Origin of the sequence: Stenotrophomonas sp. S49 (genome assembly GCF_016624905.1) — a bacterium.
Classification (GTDB): domain Bacteria; phylum Pseudomonadota; class Gammaproteobacteria; order Xanthomonadales; family Xanthomonadaceae; genus Stenotrophomonas.
Genome location: NZ_JACVUD010000098.1, coordinates 1 through 15,426, shown reverse-complemented (window position 1 = coordinate 15,426; position 15,426 = coordinate 1). Strand labels below are relative to the sequence as shown.

Annotated in this window: 13 protein-coding genes; 8 read left to right on the top strand and 5 right to left on the bottom strand. The window is 67.1% G+C overall.

What is annotated here, in order from left to right; all coding sequences use genetic code 11:
* Positions 1-214: 214 nt before the first annotated feature.
* From dnaE to IAE58_RS17090, 3 genes are all read left to right on the top strand, one after another.
* Positions 215-3,808 (top strand): DNA polymerase III subunit alpha, encoded by a 3,594-nt coding sequence (gene dnaE, locus IAE58_RS17100; RefSeq protein WP_164271780.1) that lies wholly within the window; start codon positions 215-217, stop codon positions 3,806-3,808.
* A 53-nt stretch (positions 3,809-3,861) separates the two neighbouring features.
* A complete protein-coding gene (locus IAE58_RS17095) occupies positions 3,862-4,728 on the top strand; it encodes a hypothetical protein (RefSeq protein ID WP_199933610.1) in 867 nt (288 codons plus the stop codon).
* Between the two features lie 134 nt (positions 4,729-4,862).
* Entirely contained in the window at positions 4,863-5,822 is a 960-nt protein-coding gene (locus IAE58_RS17090; RefSeq protein WP_108752582.1) for an acetyl-CoA carboxylase carboxyltransferase subunit alpha, read from the top strand.
* A gap of 226 nt (positions 5,823-6,048) precedes the next feature.
* On the opposite strand, the gene IAE58_RS17085 is transcribed toward IAE58_RS17090, so the two are convergent.
* Complete coding sequence (locus tag IAE58_RS17085) at positions 6,049-6,504, bottom strand: CopD family protein (RefSeq protein ID WP_108752581.1); 456 nt, start codon at positions 6,502-6,504, stop codon at positions 6,049-6,051.
* A 151-nt stretch (positions 6,505-6,655) separates the two neighbouring features.
* Here IAE58_RS17085 and IAE58_RS17080 point away from each other — a divergent pair, with 151 nt between their 5' ends.
* Together IAE58_RS17080 and phaZ are read left to right on the top strand one after the other, a co-directional pair.
* Positions 6,656-7,246 (top strand): class I SAM-dependent methyltransferase, encoded by a 591-nt coding sequence (locus IAE58_RS17080; protein WP_108761591.1) that lies wholly within the window; start codon positions 6,656-6,658, stop codon positions 7,244-7,246.
* A gap of 93 nt (positions 7,247-7,339) precedes the next feature.
* Positions 7,340-8,647, top strand: coding sequence for a polyhydroxyalkanoate depolymerase (phaZ, locus tag IAE58_RS17075; protein ID WP_108755767.1), 1,308 nt, complete (start codon positions 7,340-7,342; stop codon positions 8,645-8,647).
* Between the two features lie 124 nt (positions 8,648-8,771).
* Here the strand turns inward: phaZ and IAE58_RS17070 are convergent, their stop codons facing one another.
* The 3 genes from IAE58_RS17070 to IAE58_RS17060 all read right to left on the bottom strand — a co-directional run bounded on the left by IAE58_RS17070 (position 8,772) and on the right by IAE58_RS17060 (position 11,688).
* Entirely contained in the window at positions 8,772-9,749 is a 978-nt protein-coding gene (locus tag IAE58_RS17070; protein WP_108761590.1) for a sensor domain-containing protein, read from the bottom strand.
* Positions 9,746-10,111 (bottom strand): PadR family transcriptional regulator, encoded by a 366-nt coding sequence (locus IAE58_RS17065; protein WP_108749047.1) that lies wholly within the window; start codon positions 10,109-10,111, stop codon positions 9,746-9,748. The genes IAE58_RS17070 and IAE58_RS17065 overlap by 4 nt, the downstream gene beginning before the upstream one ends.
* Before the next feature lie 92 nt (positions 10,112-10,203).
* Positions 10,204-11,688: a HEAT repeat domain-containing protein gene (locus IAE58_RS17060; protein WP_199933609.1), complete on the bottom strand. Its 1,485-nt coding sequence runs from the start codon at positions 11,686-11,688 to the stop codon at positions 10,204-10,206.
* A 122-nt stretch (positions 11,689-11,810) separates the two neighbouring features.
* Between IAE58_RS17060 and IAE58_RS17055 the strand changes: the two genes are divergently transcribed.
* Positions 11,811-12,713, top strand: coding sequence for a peptidylprolyl isomerase (locus IAE58_RS17055; RefSeq protein WP_199933608.1), 903 nt, complete (start codon positions 11,811-11,813; stop codon positions 12,711-12,713).
* A 350-nt stretch (positions 12,714-13,063) separates the two neighbouring features.
* Here IAE58_RS17055 and IAE58_RS17050 read toward each other — a convergent pair whose 3' ends face one another.
* On the bottom strand, positions 13,064-13,936 hold the full coding sequence (locus IAE58_RS17050) for a DMT family transporter (protein ID WP_199933607.1): 873 nt from the start codon (positions 13,934-13,936) through the stop codon (positions 13,064-13,066).
* Between the two features lie 115 nt (positions 13,937-14,051).
* On the opposite strand from IAE58_RS17050, the gene IAE58_RS17045 reads away from it, so the two are divergent.
* Both IAE58_RS17045 and IAE58_RS17040 read left to right on the top strand, forming a co-directional pair.
* Entirely contained in the window at positions 14,052-14,996 is a 945-nt protein-coding gene (locus IAE58_RS17045; RefSeq protein WP_199933606.1) for a LysR substrate-binding domain-containing protein, read from the top strand.
* Between the two features lie 69 nt (positions 14,997-15,065).
* Positions 15,066-15,359 carry a hypothetical protein gene (locus tag IAE58_RS17040; protein ID WP_199933605.1) on the top strand — a complete coding sequence of 98 codons (294 nt, stop codon included), beginning with the start codon at positions 15,066-15,068 and terminating at the stop codon, positions 15,357-15,359.
* Positions 15,360-15,426 lie beyond the last annotated feature (67 nt).

The following is a 15,426-nucleotide window of genomic DNA, read 5'->3' as shown; positions in this document are numbered from 1 at the left end:
CCCCCCCCCCCCCCCCCCCCCCCCCCCCCCCCCCCCCCCCCCCCCCCGGGGCGGGGGGGGCCCCCCCCGGGCGGAATGCGCGCTATCACCCCCCGTCAAGTCCTTGTCGCCACCCCCTGCCCTCGGTACCCTGACCGGGCATTCCAGCGCTTTCCGACCCCGGCGACGATTCCCCGTCAGCTCCCGGGGCCCGCGCGCTCCAACCTGGTCCGGCATGTCCAACTCTCGCTTCGTACATCTCCACGTCCACACCGAGTTCTCGCTGGCGGACTCGACCATCCGCGTGCCGGCCAAGCCCGACCAGGCGGACCCGAAAAAAGCCAAGCAGGCCAACCTGCTGTCGCGCTCGGTGGAACTCGGCCTGCCCGCCCTGGCGGTCACCGACCTGAACAACCTGTTCGCCCTGGTGAAGTTCTACAAGGCCGCCGAAGGCGTGGGCATCAAGCCCATTGCCGGCGCCGACGTGATGATTGCCGAGGAAGGCCAGGACCCGTGGCGGATGACCCTGCTGTGCCGCGACCGCGAGGGCTACCTGAGCCTGTCGCGATTGCTGACCCGCGCCTGGATGGAAGGCCACCGCGCCGAAGGTGGCGTGGCCGTGCACCCGGACTGGCTGAAGGCTGGCAACGCAAGTCTGTTCGCCCTGGCCGGGCGCGAGAGCCTGGCCGGGCGCCTGGCGCTGGACGGCAAGCACGACCTGGCCGAGCAGCAGCTGGCCGACTGGCAGCGCGTGTTCGGCGATGGCCTGCACCTGGAACTGACCCGCACCGGCCGCGAAGGCGAGGAAACCTTCAACCGCTTCGCGCTGATGGCCGCCGGCCAGCGCGGCCTGCCGGTGATCGCCAGCAATGACGTGCGCTTCCTGGCGCCGACCGATTTCAGCGCGCACGAAGCGCGCGTGTGCATTTCCACCGGCCGGGTGCTGGACGACCCCAAGCGCCCGCGCGAGTACAGCGACCAGCAGTACCTGAAGTCGGCCGAGGAAATGTGCGCGCTGTTCGCCGACATTCCCGATGCGATCGACAACACGCTGGCGCTGGCCGAACGCTGCAACATCGAGATGCGCCTGGGCACCTACTTCCTGCCCAACTACCCGGTGCCCGACGACGAAACGCTGGACACCTGGATCCAGAAGATGTCGCGCGACGGCCTGACCGAGCGCCTGGAAAAGAATCCGCTGGCGCCGGGCAAGACCCGCGAGGACTACTTCGAACGCCTGGAGTTCGAGCTCAACACCATCATCAAGATGGGCTTCCCCGGCTACTTCCTGATCGTGGCCGACTTCATCCAGTGGGGCAAGAACCAGGGCATTCCGATCGGCCCGGGCCGTGGTTCCGGTGCCGGTTCGCTGGTGGCGTGGGCGCTGAAGATCACCGACCTGGACCCGCTGCCGTACAACCTGCTGTTCGAGCGCTTCCTGAACCCCGAACGCGTGTCGATGCCCGACTTCGACATCGACTTCTGCATGGACCGCCGCGACGAGGTGATCGACTACGTGGCGCGCAAGTACGGGCGCGAACGTGTCAGCCAGATCATCACCTACGGCACCATGGCGGCCAAGGCGGTGGTGCGCGACTCCGGTCGCGTGCTGGGCTTCCCGTATGGCCTGGTCGACGGCGTTTCCAAGCTGATCCCGAACATCCTGGGCATCCACCTGAAGGATGCGCTGGGCAAGGGCAAGGAAGGCCCCAGTTCGGAAATGGCCTCGCCGGAACTGATCCAGCGCTACGAGACCGAGGACGATGTCCGCGACCTGATCGACCTGGCGCTGCAGCTGGAAGACCTGACCCGCAACGCCGGCAAGCACGCCGGTGGCGTGGTGATCGGGCCCGAGCCGCTGAGCGAGTTCTGCCCGCTGTACGCCGAACACGACGAGAACGGCCTGGGCAAGAACCCGGTCACCCAGTTCGACAAGAACGACGTGGAAGAAGTGGGCCTGGTGAAGTTCGACTTCCTGGGCCTGCGCACGCTGACCATCATCGACTGGGCGGTGAAGGCGATCAACAAGCGCCACGAGCGCGCCGGCATTCCGCCGGTGGATATCGCCGCGATCCCGCTGGACGATGCGCCCACCTACAAGGACATCTTCGCCAACGGCAACACCGGCGCGGTGTTCCAGTTCGAATCCTCGGGCATGCGCCGCCTGCTGAAGGACGCGCGCCCCGACCGTTTCGAAGACCTGATCGCCCTGGTGTCGCTGTACCGACCGGGCCCGATGGATCTGATTCCATCGTTCAACGCACGTAAGCACGGCCAGGAAGAAATCATCTATCCCGACCCGCGCACCGAAGCCATCCTGAAGGACACCTACGGCATCATGGTGTACCAGGAGCAGGTGATGCAGATGGCGCAGATCGTCGGCGGCTACTCGCTGGGCGGCGCCGACCTGCTGCGCCGCGCGATGGGCAAGAAGGTGCCGGCAGAAATGGCCAAGCACCGCGAGATCTTCCGCGAGGGCGCGGCCAAGGATGGCGTGGACGAAGCCAAGGCCGATGCGATCTTCGACCTGATGGAAAAGTTCGCCGGCTACGGTTTCAACAAATCGCACGCCGCCGCGTACGCGCTGGTCAGCTACCAGACCGCGTGGCTGAAGCGCCACTACCCGGCCGAGTTCATGGCCGCCACGCTGTCCTCTGATCTGGACAACACCGAGAAGGTGGTCGGCTTCCTGGACGAGGTGCGCAACCTGGGCCTGACCGTGCTGCCACCGAAGGTGAACCACTCGGCCTTCATGTTCGAAGCGGTCACCCCGGACACCATCCAGTACGGCCTTGGCGCGATCAAGGGCGTGGGCCAGGGTGCCTGCGAAGCGGTGGTGGACGAACGCCTGAAGGGCGGCGACTACAAGGACCTGCTGGACTTCTGCACGCGCGTGGGTTCGGCCAAGCTCAACCGGCGCACGCTGGAAGCGATGATCAACTGCGGCGCGCTGGACGAACTGGGCCACAACCGCGCCTCGCTGATGCTGCAGTTGCCGGAAGTGATCAAGGCCACCGACCAGATGGCGCGCGAGCGTGCCTCGGGCCAGAACTCGCTGTTCGGCGGCCCAGACCCGAGCACGGTCAGCATCCAGCTGGACCTGCCCGAGGCCGAGGAATGGCCGCTGCTGCAGCGCCTGAATGGCGAGCGCGACACCCTGGGCTTCTACCTGAGCGGGCACCCGTTCGACCCGTGGCGCGACGACGTGCGCGACCTGGTCGGCAACGATCTGGGCGCGGTGGAAAAGATCTGGAGCGCCAACAGCGGTGGCGGCGGTGGCGGCGGCGAAAAGCGCTGGCGCCCGGAAGTGCAGACCGTGCTGGCCGGCCAGGTGGTGGGTGTGCGCCGCAAGGGCGAAAGCCAGATCTTCATCCAGCTGGAAGACGGCCGCGGCCGGGTCGAATGCAGCGCGTTTTCCGATGCGATGGCCGAGTTCGGCCATCTGATGACCAAGGACCGCATCCTGGTGGTCAAGGGCGGTCTGCGCGAGGACGAATTCAACGGCGGTTTCGCCCTGCGCATCCGCCAGTGCTGGGACTTCGATGAAGTCTGCGCCAACTACGCCACGCGCCTGTCGCTGCGCCTGGACCTGCGCCAGCAGCGCCCGGTCTGGGAACGCGTGAATGCCGTACTGGACCGCCATCGCCCGGGACGCACGCCGCTGCGCCTGGACCTGCTGCTGAAGAGCCCGCAGGGCGGCGTGGCCGGCATGCTCGACGTGTCCGGGCAGAGCGCGGTGCGCATCGATTCCAAGCTGATGGAGGCGCTGCGCGCCGACCCGGCGGTGCGCACGCTGAAGGTGCGCTACAGCCCGCCGTGGGCCAACTGAGGCCGCGCCTGATTATTTTTTCCCGTTGTCTGTATCAAGGACGATCTTCCGTCATGAAAACGCTGTTGTTCCCCCTCGTCGCTGCGCTGGCGCTGTCCGCATGCTCGTCCAAGGTCGATTTCGAGATCGACAACCCCACCGCCACGCCGCTGTCCATCAGCATCGACGGCAAGGACCTGCCGGTAGCCGCCAACGCATCGCGTGCGATCAGCCTGGCCCCGGGTGAGCACCACCTGCACACCGAACGCCTGGGCGATGTGCGTTTCATCGTGTATGCCGACGGCCGTGGCGGTCTGATCAACCCGACCCTGAGCGAGTACGTGACCGCGCGCGAGATCTACGTGACCGGCGAGGACAAGCTGAAGAACTTCGGCAGCAGCGGCCTGGGCATGGAACTGGGCGGGGTGCAGTTCAAGGGCCCTTACGAGAAGCACCACGGCCTGTTCATCGACAAGAACTGGAACTTCGGCGTGCGCCAGCCGTTCCCGGAAGAACAGATCGTGGCCCACGTGGATGCCAGCGGCGGCAAGATCAGCACCAAGGTGTTCACTGCCCCGGACTTCATCGACTACGTGGAACAGAGCATGGGCGAGCCAGGTGCCTTCAAGCGTGAGCAGCCGGCCGGCTACGTGGCGCCGGTCTACACGCTGGAACCGGCCCCGGCCACCCTGCCCGCGCTGGACCCCGCCTTCGAGGCCCATGCCGGCCCGATGCGCGATCTGTATGCGCGCTGGCTGAAGGCCAGCACCGCCTCGGAGCAGAAGGCCCTGCGCAAGGAAGACTTCAAGGTCAGCATGGCCTTCACCCAGGCCACCATGACCCTGGGCTCGACCCTGCCGGTGGCCGCCAACGAGGCCTACAACGACTTCCTGACGATCCGCAGCACCGAGATGGCGCGCAGCGCGCTGGTCGTGCCCTGACGCCCCCTGATTGCCTGCCGCGCTGACTGGCGCGTCCTGCCCGGCTGGGTTACCGTCGCCTTCCAGACGAAGGCGTACGGGGCGTTCCGGCGCATTCGGCTAGAATTCCCCTCTTCTTTACACGACGGCTTCCGATGAATCCGAACTACCTCGACTTCGAGCAACCCATCGCCGACCTGGAAGCCAAGATCCAGGAACTGCGCAACGCCAGTGCCGGTCCGGCGGTCAATGTCGAGGCCGAAGTGCACGCGCTGCAGGACAAGCTGCGCATGCGCACCGCGCAGATCTTCCGCAACCTGACCTCGTGGCAGGTGCTGCAGCTGGCCCGCCACCCGTCGCGCCCGTACACCGCCGACTACATCCGCATCATCTGCGATGAGTTCCAGGAACTGGCCGGCGACCGCGCGTTTGCCGACGACAAGGCCATCATGGGCGGCCTGGCCCGCATCAATGGCCGTTCGGTGATGGTGATCGGCCACCAGAAGGGCCGCGACACCAAGGAAAAGATCAAGCGCAACTTCGGCATGCCCAAGCCGGAGGGCTACCGCAAGGCCCTGCGCCTGATGAAGATGGCCGAACGCTTCGGCCTGCCGGTGCTGACCCTGATCGACACCGCCGGCGCCTGGCCGGGCATCGATGCCGAATCGCGCGGCCAGTCCGAAGCCATTGCCCGCAACCTGATGGAGATGGCCGAGCTGAAGGTGCCGGTGATCTGCACGGTGATCGGCGAAGGCGGTTCCGGCGGCGCGCTGGCGCTGGGCGTGGGCGACCGCACCGTCATGCTGGAATACGCGGTGTATTCGACCATCACCCCGGAAGGCTGCGCCTCGATCCTGTGGAAGGACGCCGGCAAGGCCAAGGATGCCGCTGAACAGCTGGGCCTGACCGCGCCGCGCTTGAAGAGCCTGGGCCTGGTGGACAAGGTGGTGCGTGAGCCGACCGGCGGCGCCCACCGCAACCCGACCCAGATGGCCAAGCGCCTGAAGGCCGTGCTGCTGAACGAGCTGGACGCGCTGGACAAGCTGTCCACCGAACAGCTGATCGAGCAGCGCTACACGCGCCTGCGCAGCTACGGTACGTACGAAGCGGCCTGATCGGGCCGCGTTGCCTGTTCGGGATACTCACGGCGCGGCCTGATCGGCCGCGTTTCCTGTTCGGGATACTCACGACGCGGCCTGATCGGCCGCGCCTCCTTTTGTAGAGTCGAGCTTGCTCGACTGCTTTTGATCCAGGCAGTCGAGCAAGCTCGACTCTACAAGCGCCCATCCACGCATGGCGTGGATAGACCAGACCCATCCACGCATGGCGCGGATCTACCGGTCAGAACGGCTTGGCCAGCACCAGCCAGACGATCGGAATGAAGGCCAGCAGCGGGATCTCGTTGATCCAGCGCAGCGCGCGCGACGACGGCAGTGCGCGGCCCTTGGCCACGCCCTTCAGCAGGCGGCCGGTCCAGATGAAGTACGCCAGCAGCACCACCACCAGGCCCAGCTTGGCGTGCAGCCAGCCGGCGCCGCCCGGCGCGACCATGGTCGGGAAGTCCGGAATGACCTTGTAGCCCAGCCACAGCACCAGGCCCAGCACGAAGGCCAGGCCGAACATGGAATGGCCGAAGCGGTACAGGCGCATGCCCATCAGCTGCAGGCGGGCCACCACCGCGGGTTGGCCCGCCGTCTCGGCCAGGTTCACCAGGATGCGCGGCAGGTAGAAGACCGTGGCCATCCAGGCCACCACGAAGACGATGTGGAAGGTCTTGACCCAGTAGTAGCTCTGCATGCGCTCGCTCCGGCGGCTGGCGGGAAGGAACCATTGTCGCAGTAGAGCCACCCCATGGGTGGCTGCCGCGGCCAATTGCCGCACCACACACCCCAGCCACGCATGGCGTGGCTCTACTATTACGCTCCGCTTTCATCACCGTGCCCTGCCCATGGACAAGACCTACGACGCCGCCTACTTCCAACGCTGGTACCGCCGGGCCGATATCGGCGGCAGTGCCCGCCTGGCCCGCAAGGTGGCCCTGGCCGTGGCCAGCGCCGAGTACTACCTGGAACGGCCGATCCGCAGCGTGCTGGATATCGGCTGCGGCGAAGGCGCCTGGCGCGCACCGCTGCTGAAACTGCGTCCGAAGGTCCAATACCTTGGCTTTGACAGCAGCGAGTACGCTGTGCGCCGCTACGGTCGTACCCGCAACCTGCACCTGGCCGCATTCGGCGATTTCGCCTGGCTGCGGCCCTGTGCTCCGGTCGACCTGCTGGTGTGCTCGGACGTGATGCATTACGTGCCCAATCGCGAGCTGCGCGCCGGCCTGGCTGGCCTGGCCGAGCTGACCGCTGGGGTGGCCTTCCTGGAAACCTTCGCCGCCGAGGATGAATTCGACGGCGACCACGAGGGCTTCCAGGCCCGCCCGGCGCGCTGGTACCGGCGCGAGCTGGCCCGCCAGGGCCTGCAGGCCGTGGGTTCGCACCTGTGGCTGGGCCCCGGATTGGCCGGCGAGGCGGCGGCGCTGGAACGGATGTGAATCCGGATTCACTTTTTTCAGCCAACTTAACCCGCGGGACACCGGGATGGGATATGCTGCGCGGCAACATATGACCATACATATTCGGTCGGCATGCTCTATCAACTGCACGAACTGACCCGCAACCTGCTCGCCCCTTGGGTGCACCAGGCCCAGGCCAACGCCCGCTTCTTCACCAACCAGGGTCACTGGTGGTCGCAGATGCCCGGCGCTGATCGCCTGGCGGCCGTCAATGAACTGTTCCATCGCATCGGCAAGGATTACGAGAAGCCCGAATGGGGCATCAACGAAATCGAGGTCGAAGGCGAACGCGTGCCGATCGTGGTGCACGAAGAGGTCAGCAAGCCGTTCTGCAAGCTGCTGCGCTTCAAGCGCCACAGCAACGAAGCCGAGCAGCTGCACACCATGCTCAACCAGCCGTTCGTGCTGGTGGTGGCGCCGCTGTCCGGGCACCACGCCACGCTGCTGCGCGACACCGTGCGTACGCTGCTGCGCGACCACCGCGTGTACGTCACCGACTGGGTGGATGCACGCATGGTGCCGGCCAGCGAAGGCGAATTCGGGCTGGACGATTACATCGCCTACATCCAGGAATTCATCCGCCACCTGGGCGTTGAACGCCTGCACGTGGTGAGCGTGTGCCAGCCGACCGTGCCGGTGCTGGCTGCGGTTTCGCTGATGGCCAGCCGCGGCGAGCCGACCCCGCGCACGCTGGTGATGATGGGCGGGCCGATCGATGCGCGCTGCAGCCCGACTGCGGTGAACAACCTGGCCACGCAGAACCCGCTGTCGTGGTTCGAAAACAACGTGATCCACACCGTGCCTGCCAGCTACCCTGGCGCCGGCCGCCGCGTGTACCCGGGCTTCCTGCAGCACGCCGGATTCCTGTCGATGAATCCCAGCCGCCACTTCAGTTCGCACTGGGATTTCTACGCCGATCTGGTCAAGGGCGATCTGGAAGACGCCGACGCGCATCGCCGCTTCTACGATGAGTACAACGCCGTGCTGGACATGCCGGCCAAGTACTACCTGGACACCATTTCAGTGGTGTTCCAGGACTTCCTGCTGCCGCGTGGCGAATGGGTGGTGAACGGCGAGAAGGTCGACCCGTCGGCGATCCGCGATACCGCGCTGCTGAGCATCGAAGGCGAGCTGGACGATATTGCCGGCCTGGGCCAGACCGAAGCAGCGCAGGCGCTGTGCACCGGCATCGCCGCGGACCGCCGCGAGCACTTCATCGTGGAAGGTGCCGGCCATTACGGCATCTTCAGCGGCCGCCGCTGGCGCGAAGTGGTGTACCCGAAGGTGCGCGATTTCTTCGCCGCCCATGCCGAAGCCCCGGCTGCGAAGGCGACGAAGAAGAAGAGCAACGTCACCCCGCTGCGGCGCAAGGCCGGGTAAGCCTTGGCCTCGGGGTCGGATCCCTTTCCAACGGAAAGGGCTCTGACCCCTGCAGCCTGCACGTGACGGGGTCAGAGCCCTGTCCTGCGAACAGGGATCCGACCCCGGTGCTGGGCCTGCACCATTACAGCCGCACCAGCAGGTGCTTGGCCAGCATGCCGTGCAGTTTGCCGATGCCGCGTGCCAGGTGCATCGTCAGCAGCAGCAGCAGCGCGCCCACCACGGCCAGCAGCGGCGTGAACTCCAGCGGCAGCACATTGGTGCCATCGATGTAGATGCTCGGCACGGTGGCATCGAACAGCGCCGCCACCGGCGACCAGATGAAGGCCAGCGACACCGACAGCAGGGTGACCGCGATGGTGAAGTACACGATGCCCAGCGGCAGCATCAGCAGGAAGTACAGCAGCGTCAGCCAGGTGCGGCCATCGGTGAACATGTCACCAATGCGCTGCAGCCAGCTGCGGCTGCGATCGGTGTACTGCGGCCGGCGCGGCATGCGCTCACCCAGCAGCGCTTCCACCAGCCGCCCTTCCAGCAGCGCCAACCCGCGTACCGAACCGAAGAACAGCACCGTCAACGGCACGCCGATGATCAGGATCATCAGGCCCAACGACAGCGACAGCCCGGTCACCACCCAGGTGAAGAAGAACGTGCCGGTGGCCAGCGACAGCAGCATGTAGAACAGCGCGCCGTAGGTGTGCGGGTCCAGCACGACGCCGAAGAAGCGCGCCCACCAGGTACGCGGCTTCGCCGCCGGCAGCGCCGCCGCAGGTGCCGCCCCGCTGGCTTCGGCCGCCGCGCGCAGCACCGGCGCGGTGTCGGCGCGCGGTGTACGCAGCGCGCGGTTCACGGTCACCTCGGTTTCGCGGTAGATCTCGGCCACTTCCTGCGGCGCGCCATAGCTGCCGGCCACATCGGCAATCACCTCGGCCTCGCTGCGGCCCGACTGCGCGGCCAGTTCCGAGCGCAGGTATTCCTCGGCGTCGTACAGGGCATCCTGCACCATGGCCGGGTCGGCGCCTTCCAGCGCCGCGCGCAGCTGCGCCAGATACTGGGCAATGGTGGTGGGCAGGGCCGTGCCTGCCAGGTTCAGGTCGTTCATTGCGGTACCCCCTCCAACACGGAATCGACGGAATCGCGGGTGGCCTGCCAGGCCTGGCGCCACTGCGCCAGCACCTCGTGGCCACGTTCATTGATGCGGTAGTAGCGGCGCGGCGGGCCACTGCTGGACGGTTCGACGTGGCTTTCCAGCAGGCCGGCGCCTTCCAGGTTGCGCAGCACCGGGTACAGCGCGCTCTGCTTGCCACTCAGCACGCCCTCACCCACGCGCTCCAGCTCCTTGGCGATCAGGTAGCCGTACAGCGGCTCCCCGGCCCGGGCCAGTACCGCCAGCAGGGCCAGCGACACCGTGCCGGCGCTGAGCTCCTTCTGGAACTTCTTCAGGTGGACATCGTCGTCGGACATGGCCGGCCCTCCACTATGTTGGAGTCAACAGTAGTGCGAAGTCCGGTATAGCGAATGTGTCGTTAGTCACCCTGCCGTGAGGCAAGGGGGCGTCAGGCCTGGCGCACGGCCAGCAGCACCTGTGCCGCAACGGCCTCGGGCAAGGCATGCCTGCCCGCTTCAAGCCGGCTGACCAGAGCCTGCCGGCGGGCGGGGCCCAGCGGCGAGTACTGCTCGCTGCGGCGAAGCCAGTCGTGCGCGAGCTGCAGGTGCCACGCGTGCTCATCTTCGCGCTGCGGCATCGCATCCAGCAGCAGGTCAAGGTGCTGCCACAACGGCAACCGCGGCAGCAGCCGGAGCAGCCCAGCGCATGCCACAGGCGAAGGACCATCGTGGCAGAACGCCAGCAGCCTCGGTGGATCCAGCTCCGCAACCCACAGCGCGTTCGCGCTGTCCAGCATCGCATTCACCGTGCGACCCGGCATTTCCAGTGCCACCCTCAGCAACGCCAGGCCGGCGCCGCCCTCGGCTCGCACCCAACCGCGCAGGCAGTTGCGCTGATGACGCGCCGACACCTGCGGCAACCAGGCGCGCAATGCAGGCACATCCTCGGCCTCGGCGTGATCGGCGAGAGCTGCCAACGCCTCGCGCCAGCGTTCGCGCCCTGGCGGCTGCAACTCCTGGCGCCACAACGCGATGGCGGGACGGGCCTGCCGCTGTTGCAGCAGCCATGCCGCCAAGCGGCGCACACCGCGCGAACGGTCGAATGCCGCCGCTTCGATGTGCGCGTCCAGTCCAGCCACTTCGCGTTCCACCAGCGCGCGCAGCGCGGCACCACGCACGCGGGCGGATGGCGCGGACAGGGCCAGCGGACACAGCCTGTCGATGTCCATGGGCGCGCCATGCCGCAGAAGGTCGGTCAGCGCCTGATAAGAAACGTGCGGATCACTGTCGCCCAGCGCATGCGCGCGCAGTGCTGCCCGGTCTGGGTGGGTCTGCAGCGCGATGGCATAGGCCGCCAGCCGCGTACGTGCGTCGGGATGCCCCAGCAATCCTTCAAGGACCTGCTGGCGGGAGGGCGATGCCAGCCACCCGAACAGCGTGTCCTGCAGCCACGCGCGGTCGATGCGCTGCGCATTGCGCAGGCGCACCACGATCGGCCAGGCCGCCAACACGTGATGTACCGCGCACTGCCCGAGCAGGGATAGCACCACCTCCTGCGCCATCGCACGCACCTCGGCCACCCAGTCATTGCAGCGCAGCAGGGCGCAGGACAACGTCAGGTGGCTGGGCACCGAGCGCATCGTCTGCAGCGCCGCCTCGCGGGTATGGCCATTGCCATCGCATCCGGCAAGGAACAACGCCGCCGCACGTACTTCAAGCGATGCGCCCTGGTAGTTCTGCACGCTGGAAAGCAGTTCGTTCTGCCGTGGTGCCCACCAGCTGCGCAGACGCTCATCGACGTCGAACAGCGTGCGAGGAGGGAGTGCCTGCAACCAGCGCACAGCGTCCACGTCATCATCAACGAAGCCTCTCAACGTCCATTTGACCAGCGCGTGCAACGCCGCTTCGGGCGTGGCGGAGTGTTGTTCGCTCATTGCATGCTTCCCTGCCGATGTGCACACAGTGCCGTACGCCGATCGGCAAAACCAGAGGGCATCGATGGCGCAGGCGCCGCCGGTGGCGCAGAATCGGCTGACACCTTCGTTCCGGGGATCCCATGCCGCACCGCCGTCGCACTGCCCTGACCGCCCTCGCCCTCGCCTGCCTGCTGCCCGCCTTGGCCAGCGCTGCCACGCCCTACCGCAGCCCGCAGCAGATCCTTGATGCTTCTGCGGCCAGCGATTGGCGCACCCCGGACCCGGCCAACCTGCTGTACATGGATCTGCCGGCCGGACGGGTGATCATCGAACTGGCGCCGCAGTTTGCCCCGCGCCATGTGGCCAACATCCAGACCTTCGCCCACGAGCATTTCTGGGACGGCACCAGCATCTACCGTTCGCAGGACAACTTCGTGGTGCAGTTCGGCGATGCCGACGCCGACGACGCCAGCAAGGCCAAGCCGTTCGGCAGCGCCGCGCGCAAGCTGCCAGCCGAATTCGAACGCGCCAGCACTGGCCTGAAGGTGAGCGTATTGCCCGACCGTGATGGCTGGGCGGCGCAGACCGGTTTCGTTGATGGCTTCCCGGTGGGCCAGGACCCGCAGGCCGGCAAGGCCTGGCTGGCGCATTGCTACGGCATGCTCGGCGCGGGCCGCAGCAATGAGGAAGACAGCAGCATCGGCGCCGAGCTGTACGTAGTGACCGGCCAGTCGCCGCGCCAGCTCGACCGCAACATCACCTTGGTTGGCCGCGTGCTGAAGGGCATGGAACTGCTGAGTGCGATTCCGCGCGGACCGGCGCCGATGGGCTTCTATGCAGACCCGAAGCTGCGCACGCCGATCATATCGATCCGCCGCGCCAGCGACGTGCCAGCGGCCGAGCGCACCCCAATCCAGGTGCTGCGCACCGATTCAAAGACCTTCGCCGACACGGTGGAAGCACGGCGCAACCGCGTGGATGATTTCTACAAGCGCCCGGCCGGGCATATCGACCTGTGCAACATTCCGGTGCCGGTGCGGTAGCGCCGGGCCATGCCCGGCGAGTGCAGCGGCGGGTTGTAAAAGCGAAGACGAAAACATCCACGCATGGCGTGGATCTACTGGGTGCAGCTGTGGGTTTTGATCTGGGTCCGCCTTGAAGCGAGCCGGGCACCGCAGGTCCGGCAAGGGCGAAGAGGCGCGGGTGTCTGAGCGCAGCGAGTTCCGCGCCGTCCCTCGCCGGACCGAGGAGCGCAGGGTACCGGCGCGCAGCGCCGGCTCGCTGACGGCGGCGCGTTTCTTTTGGTTACTTTTCTTTGCGCGCGCAAAGAAAAGTGACACCCATGAACAGTGAAACGCCTTCAGCAAGCGTCACGCAGCACGCGCCCGATGCATCAGCTCTTCTGGCTGACCGCCACGCTGCCCAGGATCAATCCGCCGGCAATCAGCATCTGCAACGTCACCGGTTCGCCGAGGAACAACCACGCGAAGGCGGCGCCGAACAGCGGAATCAGATAAGTCACCGTGGACGCACGTGACGGGCCGATGCGGCCGATCAGGCGGTAGAACATCAGGAACGCCAGGCCGGTGCAGGCCACGCCCAGCGCGATGGCCGCGCCCCAGGCCTTCAGCGGAATGGCACCCTGCGGCCAATGCGTTACCGCCATCGGCAGCATCCACAGCGAGGCACAGCCCAGCGTCGCGGCAGCGGCGGCCGCCGATGGCAGGCCGGTCATGTGCCGCTTCACCAGGTTCACGCCCAGCCCATACAGCAGCGACGCCGCAGCACCGGCCAGCACGGCCATGCCGATGCTCAGGCCCGACACCTTGGCCGTGGCCAGCACCACCACGCCAGCAAAGCCGACCAGCAGCGCGCCGGCACGACGCACGCCGATCTTTTCGCCGAAGAACAGGAACGCGATCAGCGCGGCGAACAGCACCGTCATCGCATTGCAAATCGCACCAATAGCTGCCGGCGCCTGCTCGGCCGAATAGGCAAACAGCACGAACGGCAGTGCCGAGTTGATCAGCCCGATCGGCGCCAGCCACAGCCAGCGGCGCGGCGGGAACTGCGCACGGGCGCGCCACAGGAAGGGCATCAGCACCAGTGCGCCCAGCACCAGACGCACTTCCACCAGCGCGAACGGCCCGAACGAGGGCACGGCCACGCGCATGAACAGGAACGAGCAGCCCCAGATGGCGCCCAGCAGGGTCAGTTCCAGCGGCGTGCGCCAATCGCGCTCGGCCACCTGTGGTACCGCATTCATGTGCTGCCTCCGTCCATCGTCTGTCAAACCACCGGGCACACAGCATCGGCCGCAGACGCCTGCCGCACAAGCGCGTAGTATCGCTGTCAGCCACAAATATGGTTTGAGGCTGGACATGCTGCTACGCCCTTCCCTGCTGCCTGCACTGGCCGTCTTCGCGGTGGCTGCACGCCACCAGAACTTCGCCCAGGCCGCGCAGGAACTGCACCTGACCGCCAGCGCGGTCAGCCACCATGTGCGCCGCCTGGAAGAGGTGCTGGAAACCCGCCTGTTCCTGCGCCATGCGCGCGGGGTGCGCCTGACCGCCGAGGGCCGCCAGTTGGCCGACGCCGCCAGCGCCGCCTTCACCGATGTGGCCGCCGTGGCCCACCACCTGCAACCGGACGCCGACAGCGTGACCCTGCGGGTGACCACGCTGCGGTCGCTGTCGTACTGCTGGCTGCTGCCGCGCCTGCCGCGCTTCACCCAGGCCCACCCGCAGATCCGCATCGAACTGCACACCGGCAGCGGCCTGGACCGCTACGACGACAGCGGGCCGGAAGTCGGTATCCGCTACGGTCTGGGCCAATGGCCGGGACTGCACGCGCAGCACCTGATGGACGACCAGCTGTTCCCGGTGGCCTCACCGGCGTTGGCCGGGGTGGAAGCACTGGACGACCCGGCACGCATCGCCGACCTGCCGCTGCTGAGCGATCTGTCCCCGCAGGGCTGGCGCGACTGGTTCCGTCACGCCGGGGTGCGACCGCCCTCGCCGCTGCCGCCCATGCACACCTTCGCCGACAGCACCGATGCGATGCGCGCGGCGGTATATGGCATGGGTGCGGTGCTGGCACGCACCCACATCGCCCAGCCTTACCTGCAGCGCTACGAAGTGGTGCGCCTGCCGGGACCTGCGATGAAGGCGCGCTACAGCTATTACGTGGTGCACGCCGAAGGGCAGCCGCCCGGCCCTGCGGCGCGCGTGTTCATCGACTGGCTGCTGACGCAGGCACACGACGAGCGCACGCCCATTCCCGCCCTGCCCGACAGCCTGCTGGGCCGCACACCGACCGTCGGCTGACAGCGCCCTCACCCGGTCTTTGCCTGCCGCTGGCTAGGCTGCGCTGAACTCCCACCACGTGCCACTGCCATGTCCATGCTGCGACTGCGAATCACCGGAACCGAAGACCATGCCCGCGCCATCAGCGATCTGCTGCTGGGGCTGGAAGGCATCGAGCACGTTGAAGAAACCGACGACCTGATGCCGCACATGGATGACGACGATTCCAGTTCGGCCGGCCTGTCGGACGATATCGGTCCGGGCATCCACGAGCTGGAAGTGGAAGTGGGCAACGAGAGCACCGCGCAGAAGGTGCGCGATGCGGTGCAGGAACTGGCGCTGGAGCTGGATGTGTTCGTCGAATACGAGACCGACGAGGGTTGAGGCGTGGGCCGGCCGGGCCCCCCCCCAACCCCCCCCCCCCCCCCCCCCCCCCCCGACTCTACCAACG